The 16,474-nt window shown below is 47.9% G+C and carries 9 protein-coding genes; 6 read left to right on the plus strand and 3 right to left on the minus strand.

Annotation, left to right across the window (positions count from 1 at the left end):
* Window positions 1–108: 108 nt before the first annotated feature.
* Window positions 109–3,156 carry a response regulator gene (locus C9J01_RS08380; protein ID WP_107297950.1) on the plus strand — a complete coding sequence of 1,016 codons (3,048 nt, stop codon included), beginning with the start codon at window positions 109–111 and terminating at the stop codon, window positions 3,154–3,156.
* Window positions 3,157–3,221: 65 nt separating this feature from the next.
* Here the strand turns inward: C9J01_RS08380 and C9J01_RS08385 are convergent, their stop codons facing one another.
* The 3 genes from C9J01_RS08385 to C9J01_RS08395 form a co-directional block, all read right to left on the minus strand.
* The gene (locus C9J01_RS08385) at window positions 3,222–4,103 is read right to left on the minus strand and encodes a DMT family transporter (RefSeq protein ID WP_107297686.1); all 882 of its coding nucleotides are present in this window, start codon (window positions 4,101–4,103) and stop codon (window positions 3,222–3,224) included.
* A gap of 151 nt (window positions 4,104–4,254) precedes the next feature.
* Window positions 4,255–9,600, minus strand: a complete 5,346-nt coding sequence (locus C9J01_RS08390; protein WP_107297687.1) for a beta strand repeat-containing protein — start codon at window positions 9,598–9,600, stop codon at window positions 4,255–4,257.
* 257 nt (window positions 9,601–9,857) lie between these two features.
* Window positions 9,858–10,787 carry a hypothetical protein gene (locus C9J01_RS08395; RefSeq protein WP_237156909.1) on the minus strand — a complete coding sequence of 310 codons (930 nt, stop codon included), beginning with the start codon at window positions 10,785–10,787 and terminating at the stop codon, window positions 9,858–9,860.
* A 311-nt stretch (window positions 10,788–11,098) separates the two neighbouring features.
* Here C9J01_RS08395 and C9J01_RS08400 point away from each other — a divergent pair, with 311 nt between their 5' ends.
* The 5 genes from C9J01_RS08400 to C9J01_RS08420 are packed head-to-tail and all read left to right on the plus strand — an operon-like array spanning window position 11,099 to window position 16,474.
* Window positions 11,099–12,358 (plus strand): PP2C family protein-serine/threonine phosphatase, encoded by a 1,260-nt coding sequence (locus C9J01_RS08400; protein WP_107297688.1) that lies wholly within the window; start codon window positions 11,099–11,101, stop codon window positions 12,356–12,358.
* Window positions 12,310–12,642, plus strand: a complete 333-nt coding sequence (locus tag C9J01_RS08405) for an STAS domain-containing protein (RefSeq protein WP_107297689.1) — start codon at window positions 12,310–12,312, stop codon at window positions 12,640–12,642. The genes C9J01_RS08400 and C9J01_RS08405 overlap by 49 nt, the downstream gene beginning before the upstream one ends.
* Window positions 12,643–12,653: 11 nt before the next feature.
* Window positions 12,654–13,835, plus strand: coding sequence for a nucleotidyltransferase family protein (locus C9J01_RS08410; protein ID WP_107297690.1), 1,182 nt, complete (start codon window positions 12,654–12,656; stop codon window positions 13,833–13,835).
* A gap of 18 nt (window positions 13,836–13,853) precedes the next feature.
* Window positions 13,854–14,303 carry an ATP-binding protein gene (locus C9J01_RS08415; protein ID WP_107297691.1) on the plus strand — a complete coding sequence of 150 codons (450 nt, stop codon included), beginning with the start codon at window positions 13,854–13,856 and terminating at the stop codon, window positions 14,301–14,303.
* Between the two features lie 20 nt (window positions 14,304–14,323).
* Window positions 14,324–16,474 (plus strand): glycoside hydrolase family 2 protein, encoded by a 2,151-nt coding sequence (locus tag C9J01_RS08420; RefSeq protein WP_107297692.1) that lies wholly within the window; start codon window positions 14,324–14,326, stop codon window positions 16,472–16,474.

A 16,474-nucleotide genomic window follows, 5' to 3' on the forward strand; every position in this document is an offset into this window, starting at 1 on the left:
ATCTATCCTAGAATTGATATGCACATATAATAATTTCAGGATGAAAACGTGTTTAGTCAGATTTGGAATAGGTTGCTTATAAAGCATAAGTTGTTTCTGTTGATCGCGATGCCACTGTGCCTATCGCTTTACTTAGTTAACCGGCAACTTTCACACATTAACCTGCAGGTCTCCTCGCTCGAAAGGGCCCAATATGCTGTTCAGTTTCTAGAAAATTTATCTCAGTACCATTTCTCAAATCGACTCGTTATTGTTGAGAATGAAGCTGTGGCTGATAACTCTTTGGCAAGCGATATACGCAATGATGTAGTGCGATTATTTGGCACTGGCGAAGACGCAAAAGCCGTTAATCTATTACTTGATAGTTATATCGCCAACCTTACTGAAATTAAAAGCGTTCAAGATGGTGATGAGCTGATTGACCTTATTGAGTGGCAAGTTGATATTTATCGCCAGCTTATCCTTGAAGTCGAAAAGATACATTACGCCGAATTGCTAGAATCGGTCGATAATCATTTACGCGCCCTCTACCAACTAGAATGGTTGATGTTCTGGTCACAGGAAGAAGGTTGGTTCAGCCAATGGCTACTTTCTGCAGACAGCCAAGATAGTGCAAGAAGTACCGAAGATATTCTAAATGAGATACGTTTGCTGGCCCAGAACCAGCAGTTGTTCCTCAACCGTTTTCTGGCAATTAATGCCGACCAAAACCAGGTGAAGCTGTTGCTGGATACTTTTTCTGATCCAGTGTTCCAGCAAAGTAACGCCTTCCGGGGACAGTTGTTGGCAAGTGAAAACCTAGCCGACTTTTCTCCCGATGAAATGGCTGCCGGTACCGATGCCCTCAATGCGCGCCTTGCAAGGCTCCAGACAGCGGGAAGGCAAATTGAAGACCAAGTTCGTTTAGAAATTGAACAGTCTATCGCGGCATTTAACAAGCAAAAGAATGTGTTCATTGCTGTTAGCTTGACCTTGTTTGTTGTTGTACTTCTTATCGGTATCAGCCTGACCATGCGCTTAACAGGCAACCTCAAACTGGTTTTGAAAATACTCAATGCCAAGGACAGTGCAGATTCAGACGTGAGTGTGAATGTCAGCGGTAAAGATGAGCTAAGCATTTTCGCCAAGGAAGTAAAACGCCTGACGGTAGAAAGGTTGGAGCAGCGCGAAAAGCTCATCGTTGCCAAAGAAGAGGCAGATGCGGCAAGGAATACTGCTGTTCAGGCCAGTAAGGCAAAAAGTAGCTTTCTTGCCAATATGTCCCATGAAATACGAACACCGCTCAACGGCGTCATTGGTATTTCAGAGGTATTGGCTGATACCAATCTGACTGCTACTCAAAAAGACTATGTCAATACGATTGAAACCTCATCCCACCTTTTATTGAGCTTGATAAATGACATCCTCGATTTTTCGAAGATTGAATCGGGCATGCTACATATCAGTGCGCACTCTACGGCAATCCGTGAAACCATCTACGATATTGCCTCTATTGTGGCCCCTAAGGTCAAAGAGAAGGGGATCAACCTCGATGTCAATATCGATCAGTATGTCCCGAATCGGGTAGCCATCGATGATCACCGTATCCGCCAGGTGTTGATGAACTTCATGTCCAATGCTGTGAAGTTTACCGACAAAGGGACTGTCTCAATTGGTATTAAATGCTTGGAAGAGAAAGACAATGTTGCCCAACTGTTGTTTGAAGTCTCCGATTCGGGCATCGGGATCGACGAGGAGCGCCAATCGAGCATTTTTGAACCTTTTACCCAAGAAGATGAGTCGACTACCCGCCAGTTCGGAGGTACCGGACTCGGCCTTGCAATCAGTGTCCAGTTGATTGAAATGATGGGCGGAAAGATTAGCCTGGATTCGACCAAAGGGGTGGGAAGCCGGTTTTACTTTACCTTGTCCCTGCCGGTTGATGAGAAGCAGATGGAACACCAGTCATCCTATCAAGACGCTGAAGTGATCTTGATAGGCGAAGATGCCTTGAAGTTATCGCGTATTACCAGAGAGCTAGCCTTCCTCGGGGTAAATGTCGATACTCGAGTGGCAGAACCTTCTGCAGTGCCTGCTGCTGGGGTTGGGCATAAGCAAGTCGTTATCATCAGTGAAAATACCCAGTCGACGTTGGCTGAGTTGAATGAAGTGATCGAACAGTTGAACAACGAGAACCGGGCATTGTGTCTGATCCGTAACATGAACAGTGAAGCGACTGATTTCGGCAACAAAATAGAGGCATTGTTGACTCACCCATTGCTGGGTAACCGGCTTCTGAAGGCGTTCCAGCATTGCTACCAAAAAGTCGCGGGAGATCAATCGCAAACCGAACTCTCCGGCCATGAGGTTCAAGCTCCGCATGTCTTGTTGGTGGAAGATAACTTGGTCAATCAAAAGGTGGCCTCTCTCCACCTGCAAAAAGCAGGGTGTACGTTTGATATTGCGAATAATGGCCAGGAAGCTGTTGACCTGTTTACCTGCGGCAACCATTACACCTTCGTGCTGATGGATTGTATGATGCCTGTTATGGATGGCATGCAAGCAACAGAAGAGATCCGAAGCTATGAAAAAGCCCACCAGTTAAGGCGAACGCCGATTATCGCGCTAACAGCAAGTGTGGTTGATGATGATATACAGCAGTGCTTTGACGTAGGGATGGACGATTATGTCCCCAAACCATTCAAAGCAAAGATTTTGCAAGAAAAAATAGCCGATATTGTTGCGCTACCACAGCAAGCAAGTACTGATGCCAGTAGTGGTGAGAAGGGCAGCGAGCCAGAGACGCCAAAGCGTATTTTGCTGGTGGAAGATAATCTGGTTAACCAGAAAGTCGCCTCGCTTCATTTGAAAAAGGCTGGATTTGAGTATGATATCGCCAATAATGGGCAGGAAGCGGTTGATATCTATTCATCCAACCAAGGATTCTCGCTCATCCTGATGGACTGCATGATGCCGGTGAAAGATGGTTTTGAAGCCACCAAGGAGATCCGGGAGTTTGAGAAGCAACAACAGTTAGCAAAAATCCCCATTATTGCCCTGACGGCAAGCGTGGTCGATGACGATATCCAAGCTTGCTTCGATGCCGGAATGGACGCCTATGTACCCAAGCCGGTCCGAAGAGAGAAACTACTCCATGAAATGGAGAATCTCATTTAGCTAGGTGTAATCTGCTAAATGTATTTATAAACCGACAATGGCCTGTGCCACTGTCGGTTTTTTCATTATTGCCACATCACCAAGATGGCAGCGAGGGAGAGCAGTAACAGGGCGGTGATTTCCTTGGTGCTGATACGTTGACCCAGCCAGAAATACGAAATAAAAATCATAAATACGATTTCTATTTGGCCGAGGGTTTTAACATAGGGAACGGCTTGTAGCGACATTGCGCTGAACCAACCAAGTGAGCCGAGAACACTGGTCAAACTGGTCATCACCACCAATTTCGGGCGAGCAAACATAGCTGTCAAGGTGTGACGTTCTTTGACTAACAAGTATGCGGTGATCAGTAGGGTTTGTAGTAGTATGACCAAAAACAGCACCCAGGCAGCACTGAAAGGAAAGGGTAGGCCCAAACTTAAACTGGCTTCGCGTATCCACAGTGACGTCAGGGCAAAGGCGGAGCTACAACTGAGACCTAGCAGGAAGGTTCTTATAGACAACTTACGCCAACCTGACGGGCTACTGAGCAACAATACGCCAACCGTTCCGAGGATGACACCGATCCACCCGGCAAAAGACAAGACGGTACCAAAAAAGAGTACACCAAGAACCGCTGATACGGGAGCCTCGCATTTAGCCAACCCTGCCCCGATTGCGTAGTTTTCTAACTTGAACAGCACCACCATTAGCCCCGTGGCCACAATCTGCATGACAGCAGCGCCAACGACGTAAAAGGTAAATTCACCGCTGAACTGCGGCATAGGGGCTGCCTGCCATTGATAAAGAATTATCAAATACATCAAGGCAAGGGGGCTGGCGAAAATAAAGCGGGCGAGGGTAGTGCCAGCCACGCTTAAATGGCTGCTTAATTTGCTTTGAAAGGCGTTGCGCCAAGACTGGCTCAAGGCTGCTAATAGAGTAAAAGCTATCCAGCTAAATGACATTACGGTTCCATCGTATTGAAAAGCGGCTGCCTAGTGTATCGGACAATATTTCAATATGGAAAGCAGTTTGCTATTGATTGGTGTTTGTTTACAAAAAAAGTCCCGGTATAACCGGGACTTTGATGGGGAGGGTTAAGATTAACGATGTGAGTTATAACTCTGAGCCGTTAAAGCTGATTTCATCGCTCTCGTTGTCACTCCAGATAGTGACCTCTTTGCCTTCGTTGTTAGAGAAGGTGTAACCCTGAAGGGATGTGGTATCGATGTTGCTGGCTTCGTAGGCCGCACGCAGGTCTGCCGACATTTCAGGGGCTTCCGTTGCCATCTCCCAGCCGTAACCTTCGAGATCCAGTTTGCCGGCCCCAGTACAGACAAATTGTCCGCTGCTGGCTTCATCTGCGGTGGTGTTATGAAGGATTTTATCCAAACCAACTTTCAGCTCGGCATCCGTTGCATCAATAACCACAGCTTCAAGCTCTTGGTAGGCGGTTGCTGTCATATCAATGATTTGACCATCACCGGCACTGCCAACCTGTAGCATATCGAAGCCTTCACCACCGCTGAAGTGGACGCTGACGCCATCAGTGCTATCGATGTCATCTTTGTCGAAGACCAAGATATCGTTGCCGCTGCCACCATAAAGTTGGTCCAAGCCGGTGCCACCATCGAGGACATCGTTCCCTTCCTGGCCAAACAAGATATCGTCGCCGGTACCACCATCGAGGTTGTCGTCGCCAATGCCACCGTCAAGGTTATCGTTGTTGCTTCCGCCTTGCAGGGTGTCGTTGCCTTCACCACCTGATAGAGTATCGTTACCGCCGTCACCGATAAGCTTGTCGTCACCCTCTGCGCCAAACAAGGTATCGTTACCACCATCGCCGTCGAGGGTATCGTTACCCGCTTCACCGAACAGGGTATCGTTGTTACCGCCACCCCTCAGGGTATCGTTGCCTTCACCACCGTAAAGGGTATCGTCACCGCTATCGCCTTTCATGAAGTCATTGCCGGCTTCACCACGTAGCAAGTCATTACCAGACCCACCGTACATTGAGTCGTTGCCTTCGCCCCCTTCGAGGGTATCGTTGCCCGATTCGCCATAAAGCTTATCGTTGTCGACCCCACCTTTGAGGACGTCATCGCCACTGCCTGCCTTGAGGGTGTCGTTACCATCACCGCCAACGAGGTTATCAACTCCCCCTCCTGTAGTAATGGTGTCGTTGCCTAGACCACCCACAACGGTATTGTCCCCATCGCCAGCATTGATAGTATCGTCACCGTCTCCACCATCAATGTTGTCGTTGCCTGTTCCAGTTGTGACGCTATCGTTGCCTGCTCCGGCAAGAATAGTATTGATACCGTTGCCGGCATTGATGGTATCGTTACCGTCGCCTGCATCAATTTGGTCATTGCCGCTGCCGGTAGTGATGCTGTCATTGCCTTCACCGGCAGCTACGGTGTTGTTACCGTTGCCAAGGGTAATCGTGTCATCACCGCCAGATAGTTCATTGACAGTGTTGTTACCGTCGCCTGCGACAATAACATCATCACCTTCGCCGCCGTCGATAATGTTGTTGCCCTCACCGGCGTCAATGGAGTCGTTACCCGTGTTGCCCTGGATATTGTCATCACCGGCAAAGGTCTCGATTTTATCGTCTCCCTCACCGCCATCGACGGTGTCATTGCCTGTACCGCCGTAGATAGTATCCTGGCCAGCACCACCTGATAGGGTATTGGTTCCAGCGGTACCGTGAAGTTCATCATCACCTTCGCCGCCGGACAAAGTATCGTCACCTTCACCAGCAAAGAGTTTGTCGTTGCCAAGGCCGCCACTTAACTGGTCATTACCTGCGCCGCCGACCAACGTATCAACGCCTTCGCCGCCAGATAAGATGTCATTGCCTTCGCCACCCTCGATAAGGTCATCGCCAGCACCGCCATCAAGGTTGTCATTACCGGCTGCGCCGTAGAGGGTATCGTTACCGCTACCGGCTGTTGCCGTATCGTTACCTGCACCACCGAATAGGGTGTTAGTACCTTCACCAAGAGAAATAGTGTTGTTGCCATCTTCACCGTAAACGATATCATCGCCTTCGCCGGCATCAACTTTGTCATTACCTTCACCTGCATACAGGGTATCAGCACCGCCGCCGCCTGTGATGGTATCATCGTCTGCACCACCATATAGGGTGTCGCTAGCATCGCTACCGATCAGGGTATCGTCACCCTCACCGCCATAAATTTTGTGGCTTCCCCCTGCGGCTGCAGTCAGCGTATCGTTACCGCCTTCACCCAGAACGGTGTCGGCTCCGTCATCGGTGATGGTGTCATCACCCTCACCACCAGCCAGGAAGTCAGCACCTGCACCACCGATTAGGGTGTCGTTACCCGCCCCGCCGAAGACAGTATCGTCACCTTCGCCGGCATCAATGATGTCATTTCCGGCCCCAGCATCGATATGGTCGGTACCGGTACCGGTGTTGATGGTGTCGGCCCCAGCGCCTGAGAATACCTGATCATCGCCTGTGCCCGTTGTGATTGTGTCGGCATCGGTACCACCGTAGACAGTATCGTTACCTTCGCCAGTGCTGATAGTGTTGTTGCCCGACTCACCATAGACGGTGTCATTACCCGCTCCGGCATCAATGGTGTCGCTACCGGCACCGGCGTAAATGGTGTCATCACCAGCATTGGCTGAAATGGTATCGTTACCTGCGCCGCCACCAAGGATGTCATTTTCATCACCGCTTATCAGCGTATCGTTGCCATCTTCACCATACAGTTCGGAAACGCCGGTTCCGCCGTCAAGGGTATCGTTACCGGTACCCCCAATCAGTACGTCTTTACCCGCACCACCGGAAATCATGTCGTCACCAGCATTACCCAAGACCACATCATCGCCTTCACCGGCCTTGATGGTATCTGAACCGCCGCCAGCCTCGACATAGTCATTACCTATGCCTGTATCTACTTGGTCAGCACCGTCTCCGGCCAGAACCGTATCGTTACCTTCACCGGTTGAGATATTGTCCTCATTGATACCGCCGTAGACGATGTCGTTACCTTCTCCGGTCGTGATGGTATTTTTGCCCGCATCACCAAAAACGGTGTCGTCACCGGTACCAGTGTCGATAACATCATCACCCAAGCCCGCAAAAACGGTGTCGTTACCGGCGTTGGAGGTAATGTTGTCATTACCTGCGCCGCCGCTTAATAGGTCGTTTTCGTCGGCACTGATTAGGGTATCGTCGCCGTCGTCACCGTAAAGCTCTGAGACTCCGGTCCCCCCGTCAAGCACATCATTGCCCGCACCACCAACCAGGATATCTTTACCTTCGCCACCCGATAGGGTGTCATTACCGGTCCCGCCAACTAGGGTATCATCGCCCAGTCCACCAGAGAGTTGGTCATCACCGGTACCGGCAAGTAACAGGTCATTACCTTCGCCACCAGATAGTTTATCGTCACCTGCCGCGCCTTCCAGAGTATCGTTACCCTTGTTGCCGACAAGCACGTCGTTGTCTTCACCGCCGTGTAGATAGTCGTTCTCGTCAGAGCCGGTCAGGGTATCTTCACCTTGTCCGCCGTAAAGGGTAGAAGCATTCAGTCCTGCATTGATGGTGTCATTGCCCGCCTCGCCGAAAAGCTCGTTATTGCCGCTAATACCCTCGATAACATCATCGCCTTCACCGGCGTAGACTTTGTCGTTGCCCGTACCGGCATCAATGCTATCGTTACCAGCACCGGTAAATACTTCATCATCACCTGCACCTGCGGTGATGGTATCGGCTCCTGAGCCTGCGAAAATATCGTCATCACCGCTACCGACTGTGACCGTATTGTCGCCGTCCCCAGCGTAAACGATGTTGTGACCTTCGCCTGCATCAATCTTGTCATTACCTGACTCGGCGTAAACTGTATCGTTGTCGGCACCTGTACTGATGACATTATCGCCTGCACCAGCGTAAACGATATCGTGGCCGTCGCCGGTATCGATTGTGTCGTTGCCAGCATCGGTATATACCGTGTCGTCGCCAGGGCCTGCAGTGATTTGGTTATTGCCGGTTTCACCGAAGATGGTATCGTTACCTTCACCACCATCGATGACATCATTGCCGTCACCGGCATAAACGAAGTCATCGCCAGCCCCAGCCTTGATAATGTCATCACCTTCGTTGGCGTGGAGGTTGTCACTGCCTACACCGCCATCGAGCACATCATTGCCTTCGCCGCCGAATAGGGTGTCATGGCCTTCGCCCCCAGAGAGAACGTCATTGCCTAGACCACCATAGACCTCGTCATCACCTAGGCCACCATCGACGTTGTCATCACCCACTTCACCGAACAGCATGTCGTTGCCTTCGCCGCCAGTGATGGTGTCGTTATCATCACCACCGAGGATAAGGTCATTGTCGGCACCACCGTCGATGATATCGTTACCGGTACCACCCATGATGAAGTCATCTCCGGCACCGCCATCTATTTTGTCGATGCCGGCATCGCCATGGATCTCGTCTTTGCCTTCTCCACCCGACAGGGTATCTTCACCGAGGCCACCGAATAGCTTGTCGTCGCCAGTTCCGCCAGACAAAACATCATTACCGTCATCACCGACTAGGATGTCAGCCCCAGCGCCGCCTTCGATAGTGTCATCGCCCAATTCACCAAGTAGGGTATCGTCGCCATCGCCCCCGTAAAGGGTGTCGTCGCCGTCACTACCAAGCAGGGTATCGTTGCCTTCATCACCATAAAGGATGTCATCACCATTACCGCCAATCAGAACATCATCGCCGGTTCCGCCATGCAGGGTATCGTCATTGATATCCCCATCGAGGAAGTCATTGCCTTCACCGCCATAAATCGTATCTGAGCCCTGCTGTCCGAAGACGGTGTCGTCTCCACTACCACCGTAAATAGTGTCGTCGTAGATGTTGTTGGCAATTACTTCGACGGAATCTATATCAGAAATCGGGTTGCTATCGGGATCGACAAGCTCAAAAGAAATCAGTTCATCAGAGCTAAACTTGTCACTGCTGTAGGTGTACTCAAGCACTATTTCGCCAGACTCGGTCACTGTTGCTGGTACCTTGTCAACAACGGCACCGTTGCTGTCTACAAGCTGTACGAATACTGCGTCATAGGCTTGGCTGGTAGTGAATTTGGCGTTGATCGAGCCAGTGTTATCGACCAGGTAGTTACCTAGACGAACACTGTGAGTTATGGATTCTTCAGGCTCTTGAGGAGCAGTGTATTGGTATACCGGTTGGGCATTACCCCAGTTGTCACCTGCGGCAGGTTCTGCCGGAGACTCTTCGCCGTACTGGACGTCACCGAAGATTGTGTCCGCCCCTTCGTTACCAGATAGCTTATCGCTACCTTCACCGCCAACAACAAAGTCATCGCCGCCTTTTGCTTCCACTTCATCACTACCAGAAAGTACGTCAATGCTATCGGCATTGTCTGTGCCGGTTACTTTGTCGTTGTATTTAGTCCCTTCCATATTGACCTCGCTGTGAAAATTGGTAACTCGATGATTGATATTGGATATACGGCATGATGCATGCCAACTTATTTGCTATAACCGTCCCGGTGATGCCTTTGAGTCTAAGGCGTTGTTTTTATTTGGCTATTTAGGCGAGCAAAAAACATACCTATGCATTAGTGTTTATATGGTGTTGTAAAATCAAGAATAGACGGATTTATAGGCATTGCTATATGGATTTTTGCAAATTGCAGACGCAAATTGCGAAATGTGAGTTAGAAGGAAAAAGAGTAGGCGATAGTGATAGACCCATCTTTAAAACGTCCGGTCCCGTCGGCACGGTCGGAAGAATTCCAGCGGTTTCCTGAGTAGTTATTGTACTGGATGGTAATAGTGCCGGGGCGCCAGTCAAAGTAACCGAAACCGTAGGTGTAGTCAGGGTTCCACGGCTGTTTCTGGGCGCTGTCGAAGTAGTAGAAAGCAGTGCCATTAACATACCAGTTGCCAAAAATAGAGTACTTACAACCTAGACTGAGGGTCTTGTGACCTGTCATATATGAGGTGGTGGCAAGATCGAAGTATTCCGGGGTGTAGTTGAAATCAATTTGACAGCCAATCGCCCCTTCATCGGTAAAGGTTAACCAGCTTTTCACCGGATCGACAACCGGAAACTTCCAGCCTAGCGACCAGGTACCTTGGTTAAAATTAGTGACAGGCTGTTCATCGGTAGCTTTGAACCGGTTACCACCATAGTTGGCGTACATTAGGCTAAAGGTGTAGGGACGCCAGTCGCTGTAGCCAAAAACATAGGTGAAGTCGGGGTTCCAAGGCTGCTGTTGATCAGCATCCCAGTAGTAATAAAGTGTACCGGACACAAACCAGTTGCCCAAAATGGTGTATTTGAGCGAAAGGGTTGTGGTCATATTGGTGTTGGACGGACCGTTAGTGGCATTGGCCGGGATATTGGCTGCTGGGGTTTCCAGTAGTGGATAACCAAAACCAAGGTTGCCGCTCAACCCGTGTAGGAAGGATTTGTCCTTGTTTTCTTCCCACTCTTCTATGGGTAGGTGAAAGGAACTGGATACCCCTTTCCAGATAAGATCAGCTTCACTGGGCTCTTCATCAGTTTCCACTGTCGATATCTTACTGGCTGGAGTCAGCGAGGGCGAGATAGGGGCGGGTGCATGTTTGCGTGTTTCACTCATATACTCATCGGCCATGCAGGGCATAGCGATCAATAGAGGAAATATCACAAAACAGAAGCAACGCAAGCCCATCATCCTTATGTGCCAGAGTGTAAACAGTCACTAGTAGTGGCTGTTTTCGTATACAAAGTAAATCAATTACAAGTAATTTTTTGAGGTAACAAACAGAAAAAGAACAATTTTTTGTTGTGTCTAATAAACCTTACTAGAATGTAGATGTACATAAAAGCGATTGCATATTGGTTGACGTAAAAAAAAATCTTGTGCAACAATGTGTTTATGCTTGGGTGGCATGGTTTACAGGTGATTGGATGAAGAAAATCTTACTGGTTGACGATAACAGAACCATGCTTCTATTTATGGAAAAAGTCCTATCTAAGCGTGGTTTTGACGTCATCACTGCTAGCGATGGTATGCATGCCTTGCAGGTCCTTGAGGAACGGCCAGACATCCAGTTCGTACTTAGCGATTGGATGATGCCAGAGATGGATGGCATTGAGTTGTGTTCCAGGGTGAAGTCGGCGGATTATGGCCGTTACCTGTTTTTCATGCTGCTCTCAGGAAAGGATGATAAGGAATCTATTGTTAGCGGCATCAATGCTGGAGCCGATGATTTTGTTGTTAAAGATACCCATGTTGATGAATTGGTAGCCCGAATTCAGGCCGGCTTCCGCACATTGGCGCTTCATAATGAAATTACAACTAAAAATGAAGCGCTTGATAGTGCCTATGCCACCATGAAGAAAGATTTGGAGTCGGCTGGGGAGTTACTCAAGCGTCTTCTTCCAACAGAAAAAAAGATGTCTGGGGTGGAGTTGAGCTATGTATCAATTCCCAGTGCCCAGATAGGTGGTGATATGCTGGGCTACATGAATCTCGATGAGGAGCATGTGGCTATCTATTTATTAGATGTCGCTGGGCATGGGGTGTCTTCGGCATTGCTGTCATTTTCAGTGCAGCAAAGTATTGCTGTGAGCTCAGGGCACAGTTCAATAGTGAAAACCGCTATTGAAGAGCCGCCGTATTATCGCATCACACCTCCTCATGAGGTCTTAAAGCGGCTTAACGAGCAATACCTTAGTGATGATCATAATTTGCTGTATTTCACTATGGTGTATGCCGTATTGAACATTAAAACAGGGAAAATGGCTTTCTCTATCGCAGGTCATCCACCACTGGTATGGCTGCACTCGAAGTTGGGGGACGCCGAATTTATTGGCCAAGAAAGCTTTGTTGTTGGGGCTTTTGATTTCGTTGATTACGAAACGTCTTACATCCAGCTAGAGCCTGGCGATAAAGTGTGGATGTATTCCGATGGGATCACTGAAGCGGAAAAAGGCAATGAAATGTTTTCGGAAGAGGGTTTCCGGAAAACGGTTGTTGATTTGAAAGATCAGCCAACCACGCTACAAACAGAGTTGTTAGTAAACAATGTAAGAGATTGGCAGCAGGCTGAGCAGTTTGATGATGACGTCAGCGTGCTTGTTGTTGAATGGAAAGGCAATCCAGAAAGGGAGCAGCTATGCAATATGAAACTATCAACCAAGGTCAATGCACAATTCTTCAAATAAAAGAAGAACGCTTTGACGCGAAGTTAGCACCTAGTTTCCGCGAAGAAGTCGAGAAATTGTCTGCAGATATTGGTAGTCATCTCGTGCTTGATTTATCGGAAGTCCGTTTTATGGATAGCAGTGGCCTAGGGGCTGTAATGGCTGTTTATAAAATGCTGCGCGGTAAAAAAATCAGTGTCGTGAATCCACAGCGTGCGGTTAAAGAGCTACTGAAATTAACCCGTATGGACAAGCTGATCACCAGCTTTGACACCATTGAAGATGCAGTCGCAACCATGGCATAAAGGAGTATGGCATGAAAGGAATGATCCTCGCCGCAGGGAAAGGAACACGAGTTAGGCCGATTACCCAAATAATTCCTAAACCGATGATTCCTATTTTGGGTAAGCCCGTGATGGAATCAATGATACAGCTTTTTGCATCACATGGTATTGATAAAATTGTGGTCAATACCAGCCACTTGGCTGAAGTTATCGAAAATTATTTTGGCGATGGCCATCATTTCAATGTCCAGTTGTCATTCTCCTACGAAGGTGAAATTGTTGACGGAAATTTTGTCAGCAAAGCGATGGGTTCTGCTGGAGGGATGAGAAAAATCCAAGATTTCTCAGGCTTTTTTGATGAGACTTTTGTTGTGGTATGCGGCGATGCTTGGATTGATTTGGACTTGACTGAAGCTGTGCGCCGCCACAAAAAAAATGGCGGTATAGCGACTATTGTTACTCGTGATGTCGCGCTGGAAGAAGTGTCAAAATACGGTGTCGTTGTCACTGATAGTTATGGAAAAGTCACTAGCTTCCAAGAAAAACCAGCAATGGAAGAGGCTCTTTCTACCCAAATCAATACTGGCATATATATTTTCGAGCCAGCTATCTTTGATTATATTCCTGCTGAACAGGAATATGATATTGGTAGTGAACTGTTCCCTAAGCTAGTTGAAAGTAATGTTGATTTCTATGCGACGAGTATGGATTTCCAATGGCTTGATGTGGGTAATATCAGTGATATCTGGACGGTGACCAGTGATATTATGAAAGGTAAAGTACCGGGATACCCCATCCCAGGCACTCAAGTGAAACCTGGTATTTGGGTGGGTATCAATACGGTTTTCGATATTGATAGTTGTGATATTACACCTCCTGTTATCGTAAGTAGTGGCTGTGAAATTCAACCCGGTGCGACTATTGAAGGCCCTGTAGTGATTGGTGCCAACAGTAAAGTGGAATCCGGTGCAGTCATTAAGCAAAGCTTGGTCAGTGAATATATCCACGTCGCTGCTTCTGCCTATGTAGAAGAAAAAACGGTGTTTGGAGATTATTTCATTAGCCATGATGGCTATACCCAGTCTCTAAGTGAACTTAAAGCGGTGAATATTCTTAATGACCGGCGTCAAGTGCAACCAATGATGGGTTCCTTGGGCAGTATTTCTACTTATATTCCCTCTGCAACTGGTGAAGAGGAAGACATTCTTAACTAAATAGGTAAGGGCTTACCAATGGATATAGTCACTGAGAGGTTTAGTAAGCAGTACAGTAGTTCTCCAGATGTATCGCGTGATATTGCTGAAGATATGCAGGGATATTTGCGAAACAACCAGGTTTCACAAGAGATTATTGATCAAATTGAATTATGTCTTGTAGAGGTGGTAAATAATGCGTATGAGCATGCCTATCAATATTCAGATGAATTACCGATAGAGTGTTCATGCTTTTTTAACTCCAATAACGAATTGGTCTTTGAAGTGTCAGACTATGGCCAGTCAATGAGCAAGGAGGAGTTTAACCGAGCGGTTAATGGTGAGTTTATTGAGCCCGATCCCGATGATCCTGAAACATGGACCACATCAGGTCGGGGGTTCATTATTGTCGTCCAGCTTACTGATAATCTTGAATATATTCAAAATGGCAATAAGAACACCTTTAAGCTTCTAAAGCGCGCAGAGTAACCATTCATAATAGGGAAAATATGAGAATAATATTATTGATGACGTTATTCTCATTATCTTCTTGTGCTTCTTTTTCGGATAGTAATGACTGGCATGTCAATAAGCAGTCGTTAAATGGAAACTGGCGCCTAGAGATAATTGATGAAAACGACAAATGGGCAGGACAGTACAATGTGACTGTGCCGGGCCATTGGAAAACGTCAGGCATCAATTATTCAGGCGCCGTTTATTATGACCGAAGTTTTCGAATAAATGACTTATCTGACACTAGCCGCTATTGGCTTGAGTTTGATGGCGTTGATTATGAATCGGCGGTAACTATTAATGGAAGGTATATTTCTCGCCAGACCGGTTACTTTATTCCGCATAATATGGAAGTAACAGGTTTGCTCCAATCAGGAGACAATACCCTCAACGTTTGGGTTAACAGCCCGAACGAAAAGCAAACCTCAGACTGGTCGTTACATAAAACCTTGATTAAAGGTGTCCTCAATCACCATGATACCCGCCCAGGTGGTGCTTGGTCAGACAAAGGCCAAGATTGGAACTCGGGGGGGATATGGGGAGAGGTCACTTTAAGGCAAACTGGCCCTGTCGCTGTGGACTCGCTAAAAGTTCGTCCTCGGGTATATCACACCGACAAGCAAATTACTTCAGCTGAGATAGAACTGTCCGTAGATTCCAACCGTGATGAAGTTGTAGCAATAGAGTTGGTGCTGACATCGCCTGATACCAGCAAGGCAGAAACTTATATCTTTGAAGAAATGATTCAAAAAGGGAAAACCAAGCTTGAGCTTTCTATTCCCCAGTCTACCCGCCAACTATGGTGGCCCTGGGATTGGGGCGAACCGGCACTTTATGATCTCACGGTTTCCCTGTCTGTAGGTGACCAACTGACGGATAAGAGAACAGTGGCAGTTGGTTTCCGTGAAGTGGCTTTAGACACAGAAAATAAACAGTTTCTAGTAAACGGCAAACCTTACTTTATTCGGGGGACCAATTACATCGCCAGCCAATGGCTGGGTGAGGTCTCAGATGGGCAGTATCAACAAGATCTTGAGTTGATGAAACAAGCCAACATCAATAGCGTTCGTGTCCATGCCCATGTGGCCGGTAAAGCTTTCTATGAACTGGCTGATAAAGCCGGTATGGTCGTCTGGCAAGATTTCCCTTTGCAGTGGGGCTACAGCGATTCTCCGAGCTTCGCTATAGAAGCTGCCCGCCAAGCTGAAGCCATGACAGATTTACTTTACAACCACCCTTCTATCGCATTCTGGTCCGGCCATAATGAGCCGCCGTGGGATGCTACCTGGATGAAGTATAAGTATCCATCATATCAGCCGAGCCAGAATCAGCTTCTTACTGAGAGTGTCTACCAAGCCTTGAATAAAGCAGGCGATAAAAGGGTAGTGCGCAAGGCTTCCTATACCCATGAGCACCCTTGGCTAGGCTGGTACTCGGGCTCCTACAAGGATTACCGGACTTACCAACCTTCAATGATTGTGAGCGAGTTTGGTGCTCAGGCCATGCCAAGCTGGGCTTTATTGCAGGAAATCCTCGATGGGGATGATGGGTGGCCATTGGTTGAGCAAGTTTTAAACACTCTCAACTACCACAATTATCAGCATCATGAAACAATGAATATTGCTGCTGTGCAACAAGGTGAATCTCTATCACACTTTTGGAATAATTCTCAAGAATATCAAAGGCTAGTGACCAAATACGCCGCTGAGCATCTAAGGTTGAATAAGGGTAAAGGGGTTGCCGCAATCTACCAGTTTATGCTGGTGGACAGTTGGCCTTCGGTCACTTGGTCTGTATTAGATGTCGAAAGGGTGGCAAAGCCGGGCTATTACGCCCTGAAACAGTCATACCAACCGGTATTGGCGATTGCACAAGCCGAACTGACCGCCTTGCAGCCCACACTGACGTTGAGTGTGATTAATGACTCCCTGGTCAGTTTTAATGATGCTTCTTTGGTTGTGACCAACAGCTACAACCAAAAAAGCTGGAAATACGAGGGGCTGAACATTGCTGCCAATTCATTGCTTGAAGTTGCAAATCAGCAACCAATAGATGGCTTGGCTTCCTATTTAACGCTGGAGCTCAGGGATAACAAGGGCGAAACAGTGAGTATTAACCGCTACCTTGCACAGGACTTGGAAGGCTAG

It is taken from the genome of Photobacterium rosenbergii, assembly GCF_003026455.1.
GTDB classification, from domain to species: Bacteria; Pseudomonadota; Gammaproteobacteria; order Enterobacterales; family Vibrionaceae; genus Photobacterium; species Photobacterium rosenbergii.